The sequence below is a fragment of the Gimesia benthica genome (assembly GCF_009720525.1).
Classification (GTDB): domain Bacteria; phylum Planctomycetota; class Planctomycetia; order Planctomycetales; family Planctomycetaceae; genus Gimesia; species Gimesia benthica.
The window spans coordinates 6,424,765-6,445,270 of sequence record NZ_CP043930.1 but is presented as its reverse complement, the minus strand read 5'-3'; the positions used below and the strand labels follow the sequence as shown (position 1 = coordinate 6,445,270).

Here is a 20,506-nt window from a genome sequence, read left to right as displayed (position 1 = left end):
ACCAGAATGGTTTGAAGAAATCAAATTTGATGTCCCCCGTGATAAACACTGGTATCAGATTTACGCTCCTGAGGTCTTTCATCGACGTCAGGAAGCAGAGTTGCCGTATGCTAAACTGGCTGATGAATTCGACGTCACACCTCCCACGGCGCGGGCAGCTGTTGAATACTATCTGGAGACACATCCTGAAGCAAAAGATAATGTCAAGCTTCAGTGCGGCGGAAAGCGGCCTCCCAAGTTTGATCTCTCTAAAATAGGTCCTGAAGCGCGACCTTTATGGGAATCCGGTTGGTCAAAGTTAAAACTGGCAGGAGAGTTTGACTGCTCTCCTCCTACCATCGACAAGGCTTTGGAATGGAGTTACGCGCAGGATGGTCTTTCTATGCCGACGAAGGAAGAGCTGCAGAAAGCGATATCTGTAAAGGCTCGTAAATTACTTGACGAAGGTAATTCTCTGGAAGAAATAAGTGAGATAATGGATTGTTCTGATGTCACAGTCCGCCGTTATTTGAAAATGTCCTTCGAAGCGGAAGGTAAGACCATGCCTGACCTGCGCCGTAAATCTTCGGGAGCATAAGGGGTCACAACTTTTGTGTCTCTGAGCATGATTTCTGTCAAGACGATCAGTGGATCACTTTTTTTGAGGGCTGTTCTGTTTGCCTGTTATACTGGCATAGAAACAGGCGAATAGAGCAGCCTCGCTCTTTGTGTCAGAGTGGGCCTTGACTGGCCCCTTAGGGGGACCATAGCGTTGCTAATTTTCAACTCTGTATCGATTCCGGTCAATACGAAAACGAGCCCGATCATATACAAAAAGATGTCATTGACGAAATGAAGTATCTCTAAGTAATAGCGAAAACATAAAGTAACAGATTGATCTCAAGATCATTAAGGGGTATGATGAAAATCAAGTCGCACTGTCAGCAAATAAGTCGTTGCCTGAGTCCGTAGAACCGGGTGTAATTAATGGTACCGGGTCACGGGACGAGGTGCGATCTGTTTTCCTAATCTATGGTATGAGTGGGTCATTCACCTCGGGGGCTGGCCGATGATAGCTATGGGTCTCGAACCCGTTTTTTTAACTGGCCACCCCGCGGCCCACCCGGTTGAGTCACGAACTCGAAGAGGTAGTTGCCGAATGGCCCATGTTTTCTTGCTACCCACTCATCCAGCATTCGAGGAGGTTGTGTATGATGCGGTATATAGGGCTGGATGTTCACAAACACTTTATTGAGGTTTGTATAACGGACCGAAAAGGAAAGATTCTGGAACGGGGCAAAGTGAATTGTCAGCGTGAAGTCCTGCTGGAATTCGCAACAAAGAAACTCCGGAAGCATGATCGAGTGGCCCTGGAAGCAACTACAAATACGTGGGCCGTTGTCGACCTGATCCGTCCCCACGTAAAACAGGTCGTTGTCGGAAACCCGATGAAGACCAGGGCGATCGCAGAAGCAAAAATCAAGACTGATAAAGTCGATGCTGAAGTATTGGCCCATCTTCTGCGTTGTGACTACCTGCCGTCTGTCTGGCAACCAGACGAACCAACTCAAACGCGGCGTGCTCTGTTAACGCACCGTAATGGCCTGATGAGTCGACGAGGACGCCATATGAACCGCGTCCAGTCAATGCTCGCGCGGTTAATGATCAAGCCTCCCTGCAAGTACCTGTGGTCAAAAACTGGGGTTGCTTAGCTTGAGACACTGGAATTGTCTCCCGTCGACCGACTGATGCTGGACAGTCAGCTTCGGCAAATCACCCAGGTCAACCAGGAACTCGAGATTGTCGATCAGCGTCTCGTTGAGATCGCTCGAAATGATTCCAGAGTCCGGCTCCTGATGACACTTCCTGGAGTGAGCCATGTCGTTGCTGTGGGACTACTGGCTGCGATCGGTGATATTGAGCGTTTCTGTGATGGCAATCATGCCGCTTCTTATCTGGGACTCGTGCCATCAACACGACAGTCAGGAAATAAGTGCTATCACGGAAGAATTACAAAGATGGGAAATCCCCACTGCCGCTGGCTGCTGACTCAGGCCTGCCAGCATGTATCGCGTCACCCAGGTCCACTGGGAGCATTCTATCGCCGGCTGGTGAAACGCAAACCACGTCAGGTAGCAATCATGGCTTTAGCACGAAAACTGGTAACCATCGCCTGGCAGATGCTCAAACAGAATGAACCTTACCGATATGCCAAACCTATGCTGATGGCAAAAAAGTTCACGGATCTGGATCGTAAGTATCGGCAGGAACAACGAAGAACTCCTTCGGCTGCGAGAGCGAAGGCAGGAGATGGTCTGACGGCAGTCTACGACGAAATTGGATTCACGGATTCATTATCCCTGGATCAAGTTCCCGACGGAGAACGCCGCATGTTAATTGAAAAGGATGTGATGATGTTTGTTGAAGAACTGTACCGCCCAGTCAAGAAAGATAAATCTACTCGATCAGACAAATAGCATGAGCCGGGATCGTCCTGACGGACTGATCCCGGCTCATGCATTTTTTTTATCTATCGCAAACCGTAATGCGGAGAAAGCAAGCTTGGATTTTTAAGGCATCACTCCGATGTCCGAAACGAATCATGATCATCAGGAAAACGGCTTCCGACCAGGAGTGACCTCATCGGAAACCGTACGCGCTTCTGCGCATCGTCGGTCCAGTTATTCCTTGTTCGGTTGCGTCCCCGCAGAGCCGAACTCTGCTTCACTGGACAAAATCATTGTACCAAACCAGATTATAAAATTGCGACTTGAATTTCTCAGAGGTATCTATCCCGAATTCGGCGTCCGTGGATACTAATGGCTGGTTTCTTAGGTCATGAATGTAATCTAAGCTGCATCCAAGTCCCTGGTTCAATTTATCCAATCTTCGCGATGCTTTGACCGCAATATAGGGTCTGGAACGCTTAGGGGACGATTTTTGACGATCCCAACAGACTCTGTAACAATGACATAAACCATTTACCTGACAGTAGATGAAGCTCTCTATTGTGAAATGAAAGCATTCGCGTATAGCATCGTCACAGTGTCATATACAGGGTGGGATACGAGAATACTTTCTGATGTGGTTGGGACTGCTGGTATCTTTGTCTCGACAGACTCATCAACCCGCGAGCACTATAACAACACCATGTTGTCCCAGGCGGAAGCCCAGGCCGGTTCCCTGCACTTCCCGCAGCACCATCTATTCCGCTGTCATCGCTGCGGGGCTAATTACTGGAAACACGTACAAAAGGACTCAGGCAAAATCAGCTTTGGGACGAGGTTCAGAGCAGGGGATCACAAGAACGAAGATCCGGAAGCGAGTGCAACGTCGTTTGCAGATCTTCAAGAGCGCATCACATTTAACTCTAGCGAGAATGCGGTAAGTCAGGTAGACTGGTGAAGTCTCATTTCATGGAACATTTCACATGTTGATTTATTTCAAAGAACGCCTCCTCGAAGTTCTGAAAGCATAGGCAGTCGGTTTAATGACACGGGAGATTGTGTTGCAATTTCAATGCAGCAAATCGTGGTTTAGAGTGGGCAAACAAGAATTTCGAGAGCAGGGAAAGACCAGCCCTACCACTAGATAGTACGGACATTCAAATGATATCGGTAACGAGTGCTTCCAGCCAGATGAAGCCGGCGAAGTCGGTGGCTTTTTTCTCGTAACGAGTCGCCACACGTCGGCAGCGTTTGATTCTGCCAAAGAACTGTTCAGTCTGGTTGCGATGTTTGTAGATCATCCAGTCAAATCGCTTCATGACCTTTCTACTTGGATTCGGTTAGATGCAAACTTTTGCTTTCAACCGCCTGCCATGCTGGCGAATCGAATCGGAGTCATAAGCGGTATCTGCCACGATGACGCCTACCTCTCCTGGCTTAATATTCTCAAGAAGTCGTTCGCCTTGTGGAGCATCACCTCGTTGCCCGGCAGTGAGCAGAAAATGAACTAATTTCCCACACTCACCAGTGACGGCGTGGATTTTTGTTGTCAATCCTCCGCGACTTCGGCCGAGACAGCGTCGTTCGTCGGCATCACTTTTTTTCAGTGGGTTCCCGGCGGCCAGTCGAAGCGGTCTGGTGTGCCTTGATGATCGACGAATCGAGATGAACTTCTGCGGGTTCCTGTTCCAGTTCTTCCTCACCAAGGGCTCGAAAGACCTGCTCCCAAGCTCCCTTCGCACACCAGCGATCAAACCGTTTCCAGACAGTATTCGGTTTGCCATACCGCCCGGGGAGATCTTCCCACGGAATTCCGGTCTTCAGAGCAAACAGAACTGCGTTAACAAAGAGCCGGTTATCCACCGCAGTGCGTCCCGGATCGCTCGCCTTGCCTGGCAAATATTCCTGAATCGCTTCCCACTGAGTAGCAGTAAGCTCATGACGCCTGACCATCGGTTCTCATCCTTGAGAAAACATAATCCTCACTAAACAGTACGGAAAATGCAAGATTGAATGTCCGTACCACCTAAGGCTCGTTTTGGGGAAATACATTCCATTCAGCGACTCGATCCGGCACCATTCTGAGGCCAATTTAATAGCCACGAGTTGGGATAGTTCAACCGTCGAAACCACAGCGACTTTTTCAGGGACGACGAAATAGTGACCACTTTAAGGAGATCGGTGTAATTAAGGTCGTAACGATAACCATCACGACCAGGGCGGAAAAGACTGAGCCGCTGACGACTCCCAAGCCCTTGCCAATGCTGGCGAAGATTAGCCCCACTTCGCCGCGCGGGATCATTCCCAGGCCGATCGACCAGCGGTCGCTGCTACGGCCGGCAGGCAAGCCGCAAACCAGCTTGCCGACAATCGCGGCGAAGCTGAACGCCAACGCCAGCCAAAGGGTCGTGGGATCAAGAAACGATAGTAGGTTGACTTGCATGCCCATCAGCACGAAAAAGACTGGCGCGAAGATTCTTTCCAGAGGAGCGATCAGACTTTCCATCGTCGCGTGCCCGGAAACTTTCTTGAAATGCTCTTCGCTTAGGATCAAGCCCGCCGCGAACGCGCCGACGATCGGCGCCAATTCGATGGCACTGGCAGCCCACGCCAGCAGGAATGCCAGGGCCAAGGGAAACAGCAGTTTAACGTGGTGTTTTTCCAGCATCGCAAAAAACGGGATGAGCCAGCCGACGATCCTTCCACCAAACAAGAGTACTGATCCAAGAAACAGAATAGACAATAGCGAGATGCGGCTGATTTCCAGCGCGTCAATCTGTCCCGTCGAGGCGATGCCGACGACCACCGCCAGGATGATCAGTCCCAGCACGTCGTCAATCACTGCCGCTCCAAGAATGATTTTGGCTTCGCGTGTTTGCAATCTGCCCAGATCGCGAAACACGCGGGCTGTAATGCCGACACTAGTTGCGCAAAGCGTGGCCGAGAGAAAGATGTGGACCATCGATCCGGCGTCGGGCAAGAGCCACATGCCCATCAATAGTCCCAACACGAATGGTGAGACAACGCCGACGCTGGCGACCATCAATGCCCGCCAGCCAACCTTCAGCATCTCGTTGATTTTCGATTCCAAGCCGACCGTGAACAGCAGCAGGATCACGCCCAATTCGGAAAACAGCCACAGCGCGAAGGCCATAGCGACATAACGAGGTCCTTCCGGGCCAGTCATGATGTCGACCAGTCGACGCGCGCTGCCGCCCTCTGCCAATTGTGGCTCGGAGAAAATCTTGCTGGCGGCATCCGCCACGGAACTACCTGTCAACCAGACTTCGTTGAACAAGGGCAGGACCTCGCCCAAATGCATCACCATGATGAACAAGGGCAGCCCCAGCCAGAAGCCGACGTTTCCCACGACGACACCAATCAGCAGCTCGCCCAGCACGGCCGATTGCCGGAGTGATTCGGCCAGCCAGCGCCCCAGCATTGCTATGCCAACAATGACCGCCAGCTCAAGCAGGATCGGTGAAATCGACGTTTCGTGTGCCGACTCGTCATGCTCGGATTTGCGAGCGTCAGGCGTCGATTTGCTCTCATCCTGCTCGCTGCTTATCTGATCGGAACCTGTCGTCTGTTCCTGATTGATGAACACAAAGATTCCAGGGACGGTCAAGCCAATCATGGTTAAAGTCAGTAGTCGGTGATAACAAGTACGACAATGGTCCATTCGGCGTGCCTTTACCAATATGACGCTTGATATCATCGGCTACGTTGAGTCGTTTCGCTCGCCGATGCGGATCTTCACGGTAGTTTCACTTCGATTACGAAAATGCAGCCGTCGCCAAGATTGCCCGTATGTGCCCCGCTTTGAAGAGCTTGGACGATGGCATCCACAATGTCGTCGGGCACCATAAACTCCAGTATGATCTTTGGCTTAGGTGTATAGTCTGGATGCACGACACTGTAGCCGTCGACCTCCGTCTCGGTGGCGGCCGGAAGATGGTCGACTTTCTGCAGTGCTTCCAGCACCGGCTTGGGCATGAACGGCTGAAATACGGCTTTGACTTCTTTCATGGAATGGTTCCTCCAAACAGGATAAGACGCTGCCAGGCTCGACGCTGCCGAGCGGTGGCAGATTTTGGTTCTCCATCAGTGTGCAAAGCTACGGCGCTGGATGGGAGTTGAGACAAGACATTATCGAAGTATTCCAGCAGCGCGAGACTAACGATCATCTTGCGATCGCGGTTGGAAATGGGCGTCAGGAACTCCACACGCGGATGCTCGTCGGTGTTGAGCCGAGACGGATTGCGCGGCATCCAGTCGCCTTGATAGTTGTCGTAGAACTGCTCGACAGTGCGTAAGTCCTGGTTGGACGACGTGGTCGCTCGCTCTAATGCCGTAAGGCGTTCGGCGAGCCGGTCAGCGTTAAGTTCCAGCGGGGCGTCGCCGCCCACCAAGGCGATGACCGGCTTGGACGCGTCCATCTCACTCCACCAAATCGTCGTGACGGGAAATACGCTGGCGAAGCTGTCGGCGATCAGCTCAAACTCGCGCGCGCCCAATTGGTAGAGCGGCAGCCATTGGCAGAACAAGCCGTCTGGCTTCAGACGATCGCGGGCCACCCGGTAGTGCTCGACCGTGTACAGATAGCCGGACTCGCTCTCCCAAGGCACAAACAAGTCGGAGATGATGACGTCGAAACGGAGGTCTGTGGCCAGCAGGTAGTGTCGCGCATCATCGACGCAGACATCCACCTTAGGATGGTCAACAACCCCGTAATTGTACTCCGCCAGTAGCCGAGCTGCCTCTAGTACTTCCGGAATCAGTTCGACGGCGACGGCATTTTTGACTTCGCGGTGCGGGATAGCGCCTCCCGCAGTCAAGCCCGTTCCAAGCCCCATAAACAACACATCCTGCGGCTGCTCGTGCAACAGCAGTGGGAGATGCGCCTGGCGGTACTCGCGGGCATTGTCGCCAGTTCTGCCAAACCGGTAGTGCAAGTTTTGTCTTACTCTGAATGACCCCGTGTTCTCATCCCGCACCACGTCAATCCAGCCGTAGGGGGAATTCCAGCGACGCACGAGTTGCTCGTCAAGTTGTGTGCCTCCATAGTTGATTTCAACGGGACTACGCAGCGCAAACATCGCAACAGCGACGAGTATCAAGGCCCCTCCACATGCCCAGACTAGTCTGCCGTTGCGCAATAGTAAGACAAAACCGGCAACGTAAAACAGCGCGGCCAACAATACAAAAGACTGCCACAGTCCAAGCCACGGCAATAGCAAAAAACTCGCGGCCATCGCGCCCAACGCGGCCGAAATTGTGTTGACCGCCGTCAACCGGCCCACCACGATGCCTGCTCGCTTACCAAGTCCCGCCGCTTTCCACACCAGCGGTAGCAACATGCCGAGCAGTGTAATCGGTGGAGCTACCACAAGGATCACCAACATCAGTGCGCCGCTTATGTACTGGGAGAACGACTCGCCGAAATCGTAATAATCGAGACCGGTCAGCGCGACGAACGTGAGCACAGAAAACGTCACAGCTAATGCGCCCGAGCACGCCGACCATCCAACCAGACCCTCGATGCGGTAGCGTCGTTGCAGCCGAGCTGCCAAAGCGGCGCCCAATGCAAGTGATGCCAGGAAGACTGCCACAACCATACCAAATGTATAGGTGCTATTATGGAATACCAGCGAGAACATTCGCGTGTAGAGAACCTCGAGTGCTAATGTTCCGAAGCCGGATAATGCGGCGACGAAGAACCAGGATAGCTGAGAGTCGCGCGCCGACTGTCCAGAGCCGGCAGATGCTCGTCTCTCGACTCTTGACTTTTGTTTCTTGGCAATTAGGACCGCGGCCACGCCACACGCGGCGGAAACGACGGCCGCGACATAGCTGCTGGTGCGGACGCCAACTACCACCAATAGAAAGAAGGTGGCGGACAAGACGCCCACGAGCGCTCCGGCCGTATTCAGTGCGTATGCCAGCGACACGCGGCCAGCATTTGTCGGGTCGGCCATGTCGCGACTTCTTTGCCGAGAAAGATACTCCGCCATCATCGGCAGCGTTATGCCCAAAGCGGTAGTCGCCGGTAACAGAAGCAAGAAACAGAAGAGAACTCTCGCCGTCAATTGCCAGCCGATCGACGAACTGCTTAAAAAGGCAGCGAACGAATGTGATTCAGAGCACGCCAGCAGAAAGGGAATCAAGCAAGCCCAGGCCGCGACCACCAGTTCTGCGACTCCATATCCCAACAACGGCAACACGCGCAACGACCACTTGGCTCCGACCAGATAACCAACCGCCATGCCCGCAAAATAGGTCGACAGCACGACCGCCGAAGCCTGAATGGTGTGGCCGAACAACAACCCAACCTGGCGCGACCAAGAGATTTCGTAAACCAGCGCCGCCACACCAGAAAAGAAAAATATTAGATAGCTGAATGTGTCGGGTTGACGTTTGAGGTCTGAAATACTTCGCCAGCGGTCTGCAGCCTGAGTCGTTTCGACTCTGATGTCGCCCTTCTTCGTCATTGGATTCACGATCATAAAGCTCATGCTTCGACTCTCTTCGCTTTGTACCTAAAATAACGATTGTGAGACGACTAGGAAAAGTGCAAAACCGAGCAGGAAACTAGCTGCAGACCAGCGGCTGTCCTCGGAGCTCTCATGGGCCTGCGTAGCATGTCCTCGACGGCTGCGAGCGTGTAAAGGCCAGCCACAAAGACGAGGGCGTCCACTTTTACAGCTTCTCCCTGTCCGCGAAGCGCAAAGTACGCAAACGCCGCTGCTGCTACCACGGGTACTGCAAAGGATGCGGAGATCAGAATCCGCTTCGTCTGCCCCATGCCCTTCTCACGAAAATTGGCGACCACTGCGAAGCCCTCCGGGATGTCTGCCAAGACCTGACCTAGTGCCAGGACGAGCCCCATTTGGCCTGATAGGGCGGAGCCCGCGCCGATCAAAAGCCCGTCGCCCAACAAGTCAGTGGCGACCGCCGTGTACACCATCCAGGCTCCCGTGCCGGCTCCCTTGGGTTTGCTCCGTTGCCAGCGATCAATTCCAGCTTCCAGGAGCAAGTACGCCGCACCTCCCGCGACAAATGACAGTGCCAGCAACCAAGTCGACGCTTTGTCCAATACCTTGGGGATCACCTCGACGGCGATAACGGCTAAGATGATTCCCGTCGCGGCGTGCAATGCCCGGTTAAGCGTCTTCTGCGAAGGATGTAACCACTCAGCGATCACGCCTCCCCCAAAATTTCCCAAAGCCGAAAGAAGGGCAAGGCCAAGCACTTTCAGGAACTCACTCATCAACTCGTCTCTCCGGCACTTGCCTCTCGACTCTTTTCATAATTCCACATCTTCTTCGCCTTTCGGCTCGAACCAGCGGTAAATGGCCGGCAGGACTACTAGAGTCAAGAGACTCGACGTAATCACGCCGCCGATGACAACCGTCGCCAAAGGTCTTTGGACTTCCGCGCCGGAACTGGTTGAGATGGCCATGGGGATGAATCCCAGTGCATCAGTCGTGGCAGTCATCAAAACGGGTCGAAGGCGGTCCAGCGCGCCCTGGTAGACGGCATCCTTAATGCTTTGGCCCCGATGCCGCAAATGCCGCACGTGTTCGATCAGGACGACGCCGTTCATCACGGCGATGCCGGATAGGGCAATGAATCCGACACCCGCCGAGATCGAAAAAGGCATGCCGCGTATCCAGAGTGCCAAAATCCCGCCGGTCGTGGCGACTGGCACATTCAAGAAGATCAACAGGGCCAGCTTGCCGGACCTGAATGTCATGTACAGCAACGAGCAAATCAGTAACAGTGCGAGCGGAACAGCGATCGTCAGCCGCCCCGTCGCTTCTCGCAGGTTTTTAAAGCTGCCTCCCCAGGCGATGTGGTAGCCAGGTGGCAGTTTCACTTTCTCCTCGACCGCTTTCTGGGCATCCGCCACGAAACTCGCTAGGTCACGGCCGCGGACATTCACTTGGATCAGAAAGCGGCGGCGAATTTCATCACGGCTGATCTGCGCGACTCCAGGACCAACTTCAATCTCAACAAGCTGTTCCAGTGGTATCTGTCGACCGGTGGGATCAGCAACCTTGATGTGCTTAAGCGCCGTGACATCTCTCCGCCATTTTGGCTCCAGACGCACCTGCAAGGGAAACCGACGTTGGCCCTCAAACACTTGCCCGACCTCCTTCCCGCCAATGATTGAGATCGCGTCGAGCACATCCCCGACGTTAATACCATACCGGGCGATCTGATCGCGTCGAACGCGCATCTGGACATAGGGCAAACCGCCCGTCTGTTCGGGCTGAACGTCCGCCGCTCCGGGCACTTGCTGGACCACACCAGCGATCTCGTTACCGATCTCTTTCAGTTTCTCCAGGTCGTCTCCATAGAGGCTAATGCCGACATCCGAGCGCACGCCAGCAATCAATTCCTGCACTCGCAATTCTATTGGTTGCGTGAAGCTGAAATTGTTCGCCGGAATGTTTTTTTCCAGCGTTTCCTTCATGGCTTCAATCAGTTCCGGTTTGCTAGCGAAACGCCACTCGCCTTTCGGTTTGAGAATCACGAAGATGTCGCTCATCTCAACGCCCATCGGGTCGGTGGCGATTTCCGGGCGACCGGTCTTGGAGATCACTGATTCTACTTCTTTAGGAAACTCCGCCAATAGCGTCTTTTCTATTTCCGTGGTCATTTCGATCGAGCGTTCCAACGAAACGCTCGGCAGTCGGATTGCCTGCACCGCCATGTCGCCTTCATCCAGCTTAGGGACGAATTCGGCCCCAAAACCCATTGCGATCACTATTCCCATGGAAAATGCGGCGATGGCAATCAGAAACACGGCCAACGGCCAGCGGATCGCCAACCGCAATAACGGTTCGTAGCCCCGTTTGCACCAGCGGACGAGGAAGGAATCCTTTTCGCAAAACTTGCGGGCCAGAAACAGCGAGGCCAACACAGGCATGACGGTCAATGCCAGGACCAGCGCTCCGGCCAGGGCCGACATGAACGCAAAGGCCATCGGGCCAAACATCTTCCCCTCGATCCCCCGCAACGACATAATCGGTAGAAAGACGATGATTACAATCGAGCCCGCGAACACGATCGGCCGACCCACTTCGTGGCCGGCGTCGCGAAACACGTCCAGCCCCGCGCGTTTCAACTCGGGGTTGCGGCGTTTTGCCTCGCCCACATGGCGGATCGCATTCTCGACCATCACCACCGCCCCGTCCACGATGATACCGAAGTCCAAGGCCCCCAAACTCATCAGGTTCGCAGAGACGCCGAAATAATTCATAGAAATGAATGTAATGAGCGCGGACAACGGAATGGCCGATGCTACGATCAACCCGGCGCGCCAGTCGCCCACAAGCAGAAACAGCATGATGATGACTAAGATCGCGCCGCCACTGATGTTCTCGGTGACGGTGCCGATGGCGCGGCGCACCAAATCGGTGCGGTCGTAGAATGTGTCGATGTAAACACCTTCGGGCAGCGAATTTTCGATCTCGGCGATTTTCTGTTTGACACGATCAACGACCACGCGGGAGTTTTCGCCAATCAGCATCATCACAATACCGGTCACCGCCTCACCGCGTCCGTCGCGCGTGACGTAGCCTTGACGTAGCAGCGGGGCGAAATGCACCTCGCCAATGTCACGCACGCGAACCGCAGTGCCATCATCGCGGGCGTCCAACACGATGTCTGCGATATCATTAAGGGACTGGATGAGCCCTTCGCCGCGGATCAACCGTTGCTCTTCGTGATGAACGATGTACCCTCCGCCCGCGTTGGCGTTGTTGCGCTCTAAAGCCTCGAATACACGGTTCAGCGGGATCTTGTAATTCAGTAAGGCATTCGGATTCACCTGCACTTCGTACGTCTTCAGTTCTCCGCCGAATGTATTGACTTCAATGACACCGGGCACGCTGCGCAGCTGAAAGGCAATCTGCCAATCGAGGATCGTTCGCAATTCCTGAAGGTCGTAGTCGCAGCCCGGCTTGGTGCGCAACTCGAATTGGTAGATTTCACCCATACCCGTCGCTATCGGCCCCATCGTGGGAGTTCCCAACCCAGCGGGAATTTCCCCGCGGGCTTCAGTCAATCGTTCGTTGACCTGCTGCCGTGCCCAGTAGATGTCCGTGCCTTCCTCGAACACGATCGTCACGTTCGACAGACCGAACCTCGTCACGCTCCGTATTTCATCGACGTGGGGAATACCGCTCATCGACGTTTCGACAGGGAATGTGATCAGTTGCTCCATCTCGACAGGACCGAGTGAAGGCGAAGTTGTCAACACCTGAACTTGTACGTTGGTCAAGTCAGGTACGGCGTCGACGGGTAATGTAGTCATCGACGACAGACCAACCGCGATCAGCAATACAACCAGCAATAATACGACGAAGCGGTTGTCCAATGAGACGTCGATGAATTTGTTGATCATAGCTGGCTCCGAAGCTGGCGAGCGAGCCCCAGAAAATTGTAGAGCAGAAAGGTAATCACCAAGAGGGAGTGTAGACGAAAATGCTCTCGACTTTTAATGGCCATGCGAGATCGATCCTTTCATCAGTTCCGATTTCAGGGCAAAGCCACCGACCACAACCACTTTGTTGCCAGGTTGTAACCCGTCGCGGATCTGTACGGTGTCGCCGCTGCGCATTCCAACCTTGACTTTCCGCTTCTCGAACGCTTCCAGTCCGGTCTGTACGAATACGACATCATGCCCTTCCACTTCTTGAATGGCAGACGCCGGCAACGTCACGATGTTGGACAGCGTTTCTCCCGGCAATGCGATTTCAACGAACATGCCTGGTTTCAGATGACGATCCGGATTGTCAATCGTGGCACGCAATCGCACCGTCCGAGTTTCTGGATCAAGAATATCACCCGTGTAGAAGATACGGGCTTCGTGAAGATGGTCTGAGTCCGGGGAGCGAAACCGCAGCGTTTCACCGAGTTGGCGAGTCTTGGGCAAATCTTTTTGATAGATATCTGCTTGCACCCACAGCGTCGATAGGTCAGCAACCTGAAACATCTCGGTATCGGGTCCCACCCGCTCGGCCAGCACTACGTTTTTGCCAATTACCGTGCCATCGAACGGGGCGCGAAGCTCATAATGTGCGATCATCTCGCCCTCTTTGATCGGATCAATGCTTTTCAGGTCATCTTGCTGGTAGCCGAGTATGAGTAGGCGTGAACGACTGGCCGCCACGGTCTGCTCGGCTTGCTGAAGTTTTTGTTCGGCGAGCAAAGCCTCCTGTGATGCAGTAAACTTCAATTGTTCCAAGAGTGACTGAAATGTGGCTTGGTCCGCCTCGAACCGGGCTTTGGCTTCGATCAATAACTTGCCGGCCACCACGCCACTTTCCGCCACCGACGTGAGTCGCTCGTAGTCGGCACGCGATTTATATAGGTTCGCGTAGGCAGTCATCAACTGCTGGCGGTTCTTGCCGAGCTGCTTGTCATCAAATGTCGCTCCAATTTTCTCCAGTGGAGGCCGTTCTATTAGAACTTTGATGAGCGCTTGTGTGTTCTCGTTGATCTCTCGCATGAACTCATAGTTGATCTTGGCGAACTCGGCATCGAGCCGATCTTTATATAAGTCCAGCTTGGCCAAGCCGACCTCTTTGCTGTCGATAACGGCCAACACCTGTCCCTGCTTTACGTCGTCCCCGAACTGGACCTTAACTTCATGAATTTGCCCATCGACCAAAGAATAAACATGCGCCAGGCGGTCTTCATTCAGGGCTACCTTGCCCGTGATCCACTCGGTCCTCGTCAGATTGCTGCTGGCAACCTCAGCAATGCGAAGTCCAGCTACGGCCCATTTGTCTTTTGCGAGTGTAACCACATATGAATCCTCACCATGCTCGTCATCCACTCCGTGTCTCGCTTCGGTAGAAGCTACACCGCTTACAGGCTCAGTCAGAAAAGCTCGCGTGACCGCGTACATGCCTGCTGCGCCTACAGCGACGGCCAAAAGGCCGTAGCCCATCAAAGCTGTCATGCGGTGCTTATTACACCACAGGTTTTCAATTCGATCTACGTTCATCATGAGCACTCCCCGTAGTTCTTTTAGGTGATTGCCCTTCGCAATTGTCAACTGAGTCAAGATCTTCGTCGCAATTGCCCGCAAACGCGATCAGTTCGCGAATGCGTTCAGCAAGTTGGTTCGGGGTGAGAGGTTTCGCCGCGTAATCGTTCACGCGGAAAGAACGCACATCAGGTAATGCCTGCTCACAGGTGTGATCGTATGTCACCAAAACTGGCACGTCAGGAATGTCGGTACACTCATCCAATATAGCCAGAACATCTGTCGCTCGGCCCCACAATAACCCGGCATCCAGAACTATTAGATGAGGTATTCGATTGCGGAGTCGAGCCAGACATTCAACTCCATTGCAAGCCATGGTCACTTCAAAACCCAATAATGACAGGTGAGTCGTATAGATTTTGGCAAGAGAAGAATCTGCGTCCGCCACCAAGATGCGGACAGCATTTATCCCAGCATTAGAGGGCGACAGCGGCTTGGTCCGCGCCGAAACATCTTGGCTATGTACTGGAATTTCCTTCGGTGGAGAAACAGCCGGACGCACACGCCAGCCTTCAACACTCTTAACAGTCCGGGAGACACTAAGCGAAGGAGGCTTGGTTGCCTCAGAGATCTTTTGGGTAAGAACTAACATGAAAAACACCTATTCCAGGCACCCTATTGTGCCAAAGGAAGATGATTGAACACAATTAAGAAGGGAAAACGGCTTAAACTGCTCGTCAAACACGAGGCATCGGACAAGAGAAAAGCGATGCTGACGGCAGCCTTATGCTGCTTGGAGACACTAACCGTTCAATCCACGGATACATATAACCCTCGCGAAGGATTACAGAGTCAACCGCGAAAAAAGCACACAACGTTCGAGTGCCGTTGTTGGTGGAGGGGAAGAAGCATCTTCCTGAAGATAAGCCCCAAATAATTCGGTTACATCCGACTTGGCTATACTCAGATCACTTTGCTCTATTCGCTGACCAGAAATCTGAAAGAAAGCGGCAAAAACCGTCGTTCGATGACATTCGCATAATGGACTATCACAAGGAATGCTACGTTCGGCATTTTGGCAGCAATGTGGAGAAGTGATGGAATGGTAGCAAACTTCGAGTGGTATAGCGAACAACAAAACTGCTGCTAAAACCAATCCATGCTGAAAGATATGAGTGCCATTCTTCATCATAATCAGAATTTTACAAAGATACAGTAGACGTGTCAAGACCGAAGTAGGGTTTCACCAGGGCTGCTCAGAATATGGCATTGAATGTGTGTAGTAGGTCTGGGTAGGAAATAACGTCCTGTTTTGGGGATATTTTTCCACAAAGTCACAAAACGGAGTTCAACTTTTACAAGACCAAGGAGGCAATACGATGCAACCCGCCGACTTGTGCGACCTGTTTTCCATTTTGGATCAGATCACCGACCATCGCGGGCGTCAGGGACAACGCCACACTTTTAATGCCATGCTGGCGGCTATTATTTGCGGAACACTTAGTGGAATTCGCAGTATGCGAATGATTGCGAAATGGGTTCGCCAACTTGAGCGAAGTACCTATCATTGGCTCGGCTTCAAACGAATTCCACCGTGTGCGAACACATACACAGATCTCCTCAAAAAGATTTGTCCAGAAGAATTTGAGCAGGCGATTCGCGAATGGATGTGCACTTTAGAAGGCGTCGAAATTGATAATGATTCTCTGTGTGCAACTTCCATTGAAGGCAATACGTTGTGCGGCAGTTTACAGACGCATCAACGCAATACTGTTCAGCCCACCGTTTGCATTTGATTCTGATTTAATACTTTAACTTTTGTGCGCAGTATTTTGCAGAGGTTTTGTCTACGAGCCTCTTTTAGATGGGGCTCATATGCGACAGCTGAATCTTATGAACTGCGCAGCATGAATCATCTCGTCACCAACAGTCAGTAGTCAGGCGAGAGCTCTCGTTTTATCTGGATTCGTGGGATTGCAGGCGGTTTATATGGTTGATCAGATCTTCCTCATCCGCCAGCCCACTGAAGTAAAAACACAGCATTTCATATGTTCGGAGTGTCGGTTTTTTACCTGTGATCAGACTAATCAATAAACAATCAATCATCTCACAGTAAGTCTGTATCTGAACCCCCTGTGGATCCTGACTGAACAAGTGACGACAGCCGAGTACATGCTTCAAAAAACGAAAGAACAATTCGATCTGCCAACGGTGCTGGTAAATCAGTGCGATGACTTCTGCTGGTACATCCAGCAGATTGGTGGCTACAACCAGGTCCTGGGTAGCACCTTCCCACCTCCGTCCTCCCCGTTTAGGATGAGGAGTAATTTTCACAGTAATCCGCCGCACCAGATGATCTTGGCATTTGGGTTCTCCGTGACTTGGGAGAACCCAAATACCCTGACTGATCTTCCAGTATGCCTGCTGCTTGGGCTTCTGCGGTTAATTTACGGGATTCCTGTTCTACAAAAATGTGATCCCCACGGATCCGACAGACATAGCTGCTGCCGGCATTAACAATCTCATTAAACAGGGCATATTTTTCATATGCCTGATCGAGAATGTAGCAACGATCTTTTTCCAGTACTCTGGACAGTACTGATTTTTCATACCGGTGGCATCTGTCAAATCCATGCGAACAGGAATTCCCCGTAGTATTTCAAAATGTGTATGCAACTGCCATCCCTTATCTTGTCGGGTTGAAAAACAGGCCTGAGTGATCTGAGGCAGTGTTTTGAGGAACGTACCATCTACGGCAGTCAGTGCCTGAGCCAGATCCTGCAGACGCCGATCCTGAGGCTCTTGGACAGGCAGTTTTTCAATTAATTCGCCCACGATTTCCCGCAGTAGCTCGGGATCAAACACGCGAACTGCCTCCGACAGAGATCTCAGAGAAGATCGTGGACAGTTGAGTTTTCTCTGAACTTTTTTGAGTTCACTGGCCTGCTGTAATCCACGTAGTGAAGTAACAATCGGGTTGAAGAGATAAAGCAACTGCAGCGCGCAATACTGATCGTAGAACAGTTGCCGATTACCGGCTTTGTCGCGTTCTGTACCCTCGGGACGCAAGCGTTTAAACAGCGGAAGACCCGATCCAGATACTTAAGACCGGTGATATCACTTGCTTCAATCTGATGAGGTCGTTTCTTAACCATGCTGATTCCTGTCGTTATGGCAGTATTTTATACTACTATGCGACAGTGCGCAAATATCGTGTCGAACAGTATTGGCATCAACGCGCAGTGCATCTCCTCGCTGCACTCGATCATCAAACCGGTTGCGTGCTGAGTCAGACGCGTGTTGATTGTAAAACGAATGAAGCGAAGGCTGTCTTTGATCTGTTCAAAACTCTTGTTTTGAAGGGAAAAGCGATCATTGGAGACGCCATGTGTTGCCAGCGAGATATTTGCGAAGAGACCGTTGATTCGGACGGTGATTACTTTTTCACTGTCAAGGAAAATCAGCCAACCTTGCTGAAAGAGATTCAACTCGCCTTCGCTGAAACCGAAGGCTTTTCCCCCCTGGCAACGACGCGAAATGGAAGCGGACGTAAAGAAGCTTCGACGCTTTGTAAGGGACATGGACGTGTTGAACATCGAAGACTAATCACGACGACGATGCTCAACGAGCATTTCGATTGGCCGGGCATGAAGCGGGCTTGCAAGATCATCCGAACGACAACGCATAAGCTACCGGTTGCAAGACGCGAAACGTCGACACACAAAAACCTCAAGCAGCAAGTCAAACGAGACGAAGTAAGATAAGGACCCAATCTTCGTCCGAATCTCCAAGCTACACATCGGACGAATCTTTCCATAACCAGCGCTACGTTTTTCAACCGGCAGGCGCTACGTTTTCTGACCGGTGTTTACAACTTAATACCTTATGAAGGGGCAATTCTGACGGAGAGCGGTCGAAGACAGACTCACCTTACGGTCCGTCGGCGTCGACTTCTCGAATTCTTCTTTTGCCAGTCGTTGGGAGTCACCTGGAAAACACTGGAGAAAGACGCCTTCCGACTGGAGCCTTGTGCTTCTGACAGACTGATTGATTATATCGATGACTTTTTGAATCATCCTGAATATGACCCGGGTGATGCTCCCATTCCACAAAAGGATGGATCGATTTGCAGGCTGCAGATTCGCTGAGATATCTCTCAGAAATTGGTGTTCTCGTCGACTCTGAAATTCTGATCCATCATATTTCATCCGAGGTCAGTGTGATCACGTTGGATACTTTTCAGGGGCGATGTGCGATTGGACATGATGTTGCAAGAGGGGTGCTTGTAAAGCCCTGCCACTAAGTTAATATCATCCCTGTTTTGATCTTGGCAGATCTTACTAATTAACCTAGGATTCAACACCCTTATTCCCTCTCTGGATGTATGGGGGATATGCATTGATTACACGGTTTTCGCTGCCTTTGTCGAAAGTTTTTAGACTAATCGACAGAACCAGTATTATTATCCAGTTGTGATCAAGCGGCAGCACTTCGCATGTCGATGCTAGAAGTGCTTGTCTTGTATGATTACGAGGGATACAGGATATAAAATCCATTGATTGCTTGAGGTCTATCTAAAGTCTTTCAAGCCGGCAGAATGCTGTAAAACTTTTTTTCGCTAAGATGTGTGATGAAACTGATTCGCTTGTTCATGATCGTTCTACTACTGCAACCCTGCCCGGTCTGCTGGGGACATGGATTTGCTGCGCAGGGAGAATCAGTTCAGCACGAATCCGGTGACTGCAAAGCTGTTTCCACAGCCTGTTTCTGTTGTGCTCGGTGGAATCAAAGACAGGGAGTCCAGCAGCAGTTGCCGCTGGATGAAGAACATGAATGTCCCTGTACGTGTCATGTTTCTGACGAAATATTTGCCTCTGTTGGGCCGGTAGTGCATCTGGAAAGTTGCACCCATCCGGTGACGTTGGTCGTTAATCTGGATCAGTCCTGCCGCTTCGTAACTCATCTGAATGACGTAGCGAATGACACTTCACAGGCGGCTGTAATACTCCCACTGCGCTTATAAATTTCTCTCGGGCTCGCTTGCCTACTGGCAGTAACGGTCACTAATTGTCCACAGCAATCTTGCTGACCGTCTCTTTGAATTCAATTCTGATTCAAATGATAACTGCTGCGCCTGTGTCTGTTTAAATCAGACTGCATTTCGCTGCTTCTGCGCGCAATTACAGGTCGAGCCCATTACCTCTTTTTGCAGATCAAAATCGCAGCATAATCAACAAACAGGTAAGGAAGTTTATAATATGAAGTCTCACACTTTTTTAAAACTGTTCAAAAATAATGGTATTCGTCTGCTGGCCGCAGGCACTCTTCTGGTTTCCATGTCGAATGTTTCCCCGGCTCAAAATACGCCCCGGGTGGCATCATTGAGCAAGGCGGAAGCATCACGTGCTTCCGCAGCGGAACAGAATAAATACACGTTTATCATGTTCTGGAAAGACCAGGATACAACCACCAAAAGCATGTGGAGCACACTGCAGCAGAATCTGTCCGACAAAAACACAGCGTCCGTTGTGGCGGTTAACACCGGCGATCCCCAGGAACGCAAGATTGTTGAACAGTATGGAGTCTCACGCGCGCCCATGCCGCTTACGCTGGCAGTTGCTCCCAATGGGGCGGTCACCGGTTCCTATGTGAAACAGATCAACGCTGACTATATTCAGCAGGCATTCGTATCCCCCGCCAAATCCCGGTGCATGTTGAATCTGCAGAACCGTAGAATGGTGCTACTGTGTGTGAATGCCTCAAATAGTACAGGAATTCCCAATGGGGTTCAGAATTTCCAATCGATGCCCTGTTACAAAAACGCGGTTGAAGTAATTACCGTCTCACAATCTGAGCCGACCGAACGCGACTTTTTGAATGAACTGAGAGTGCCTGACTCACAAAACTCGTCTGTCATTTTTATGGCACCTCCTGGTGTGATGGTCGGGAAGTTCAACAATAGTGTGACCAGCCAGCAGCTGATTGCCGAGCTGAAAAAAGCTGGAAAAAGCTGCGGCGTGGAAGGCTGCAAACACTGTAAATAAACCATTGCATCATATACTTTAAGGAGGTCTCT

At 51.8% G+C, this 20,506-nt stretch carries 19 protein-coding genes; 7 read left to right on the top strand and 12 right to left on the bottom strand.

Translation table 11 applies throughout. The features are described 5' to 3' along the window. The first annotated feature begins 100 nt into the window (after positions 1–100). The 3 genes from F1728_RS25055 to F1728_RS25045 all read left to right on the top strand — a co-directional run bounded on the left by F1728_RS25055 (position 101) and on the right by F1728_RS25045 (position 2,456). The gene (locus F1728_RS25055; RefSeq protein WP_155366315.1) at positions 101–577 is read left to right on the top strand and encodes a sigma-70 family RNA polymerase sigma factor; all 477 of its coding nucleotides are present in this window, start codon (positions 101–103) and stop codon (positions 575–577) included. 613 nt (positions 578–1,190) lie between these two features. After that, complete coding sequence (locus F1728_RS25050) at positions 1,191–1,691, top strand: IS110 family transposase (RefSeq protein WP_194242516.1); 501 nt, start codon at positions 1,191–1,193, stop codon at positions 1,689–1,691. Positions 1,692–1,706: 15 nt separating this feature from the next. Next, positions 1,707–2,456: an IS110 family RNA-guided transposase gene (locus F1728_RS25045; protein WP_155366313.1), complete on the top strand. Its 750-nt coding sequence runs from the start codon at positions 1,707–1,709 to the stop codon at positions 2,454–2,456. 1,127 nt (positions 2,457–3,583) lie between these two features. Here F1728_RS25045 and F1728_RS25040 read toward each other — a convergent pair. From F1728_RS25040 to F1728_RS24995, 10 genes are all read right to left on the bottom strand, one after another. Continuing rightward, positions 3,584–3,745, bottom strand: coding sequence for a transposase (locus tag F1728_RS25040; RefSeq protein WP_145190973.1), 162 nt, complete (start codon positions 3,743–3,745; stop codon positions 3,584–3,586). A gap of 21 nt (positions 3,746–3,766) precedes the next feature. Next, on the bottom strand, positions 3,767–4,129 hold the full coding sequence (locus F1728_RS32720; RefSeq protein ID WP_228030881.1) for a transposase: 363 nt from the start codon (positions 4,127–4,129) through the stop codon (positions 3,767–3,769). After that, the gene (locus F1728_RS25030; protein ID WP_145190968.1) at positions 4,020–4,379 is read right to left on the bottom strand and encodes an IS5 family transposase; all 360 of its coding nucleotides are present in this window, start codon (positions 4,377–4,379) and stop codon (positions 4,020–4,022) included. Before F1728_RS25030 ends, F1728_RS32720 begins: the two co-directional genes overlap by 110 nt. Before the next feature lie 190 nt (positions 4,380–4,569). After that, a complete protein-coding gene (locus F1728_RS25025) occupies positions 4,570–6,063 on the bottom strand; it encodes a cation:proton antiporter (RefSeq protein WP_194242514.1) in 1,494 nt (497 codons plus the stop codon). Between the two features lie 119 nt (positions 6,064–6,182). Further along, entirely contained in the window at positions 6,183–6,455 is a 273-nt protein-coding gene (locus tag F1728_RS25020) for a P-II family nitrogen regulator (protein ID WP_145190962.1), read from the bottom strand. Continuing rightward, positions 6,452–8,941, bottom strand: coding sequence for a fused MFS/spermidine synthase (locus tag F1728_RS25015; RefSeq protein ID WP_145190959.1), 2,490 nt, complete (start codon positions 8,939–8,941; stop codon positions 6,452–6,454). Before F1728_RS25015 ends, F1728_RS25020 begins: the two co-directional genes overlap by 4 nt. 47 nt (positions 8,942–8,988) lie before the next feature. Then, positions 8,989–9,696 carry a ZIP family metal transporter gene (locus F1728_RS25010; RefSeq protein WP_197996800.1) on the bottom strand — a complete coding sequence of 236 codons (708 nt, stop codon included), beginning with the start codon at positions 9,694–9,696 and terminating at the stop codon, positions 8,989–8,991. Between the two features lie 36 nt (positions 9,697–9,732). Continuing rightward, positions 9,733–12,840, bottom strand: a complete 3,108-nt coding sequence (locus F1728_RS25005) for an efflux RND transporter permease subunit (protein WP_145190956.1) — start codon at positions 12,838–12,840, stop codon at positions 9,733–9,735. A gap of 93 nt (positions 12,841–12,933) precedes the next feature. Beyond that, on the bottom strand, positions 12,934–14,451 hold the full coding sequence (locus F1728_RS25000) for an efflux RND transporter periplasmic adaptor subunit (RefSeq protein ID WP_145190953.1): 1,518 nt from the start codon (positions 14,449–14,451) through the stop codon (positions 12,934–12,936). Then, positions 14,429–15,082, bottom strand: a complete 654-nt coding sequence (locus tag F1728_RS24995) for a response regulator (protein ID WP_145190950.1) — start codon at positions 15,080–15,082, stop codon at positions 14,429–14,431. Before F1728_RS24995 ends, F1728_RS25000 begins: the two co-directional genes overlap by 23 nt. Positions 15,083–15,809: 727 nt before the next feature. Between F1728_RS24995 and F1728_RS24990 the strand changes: the two genes are divergently transcribed. Further along, on the top strand, positions 15,810–16,226 hold the full coding sequence (locus F1728_RS24990) for a transposase family protein (protein WP_145190947.1): 417 nt from the start codon (positions 15,810–15,812) through the stop codon (positions 16,224–16,226). A 160-nt stretch (positions 16,227–16,386) separates the two neighbouring features. On the opposite strand, the gene F1728_RS32350 is transcribed toward F1728_RS24990, so the two are convergent. Together F1728_RS32350 and F1728_RS24980 are read right to left on the bottom strand one after the other, a co-directional pair. Continuing rightward, positions 16,387–16,764: a transposase gene (locus F1728_RS32350; RefSeq protein WP_194242513.1), complete on the bottom strand. Its 378-nt coding sequence runs from the start codon at positions 16,762–16,764 to the stop codon at positions 16,387–16,389. Positions 16,765–16,893: 129 nt separating this feature from the next. Next, on the bottom strand, positions 16,894–17,295 hold the full coding sequence (locus tag F1728_RS24980; protein ID WP_145190944.1) for a hypothetical protein: 402 nt from the start codon (positions 17,293–17,295) through the stop codon (positions 16,894–16,896). Between the two features lie 269 nt (positions 17,296–17,564). Here F1728_RS24980 and F1728_RS24975 point away from each other — a divergent pair, with 269 nt between their 5' ends. The 3 genes from F1728_RS24975 (at position 17,565) to F1728_RS24965 (ending at position 20,474) form a co-directional block, all read left to right on the top strand. After that, on the top strand, positions 17,565–18,194 hold the full coding sequence (locus F1728_RS24975) for an ISAs1 family transposase (protein WP_145190941.1): 630 nt from the start codon (positions 17,565–17,567) through the stop codon (positions 18,192–18,194). 51 nt (positions 18,195–18,245) lie between these two features. Further along, positions 18,246–18,578, top strand: a complete 333-nt coding sequence (locus F1728_RS32715) for a metal-dependent transcriptional regulator (protein WP_145193911.1) — start codon at positions 18,246–18,248, stop codon at positions 18,576–18,578. 1,110 nt (positions 18,579–19,688) lie between these two features. After that, positions 19,689–20,474 carry a hypothetical protein gene (locus F1728_RS24965; RefSeq protein ID WP_145190939.1) on the top strand — a complete coding sequence of 262 codons (786 nt, stop codon included), beginning with the start codon at positions 19,689–19,691 and terminating at the stop codon, positions 20,472–20,474. The last annotated feature ends 32 nt before the right edge of the window (positions 20,475–20,506 follow it).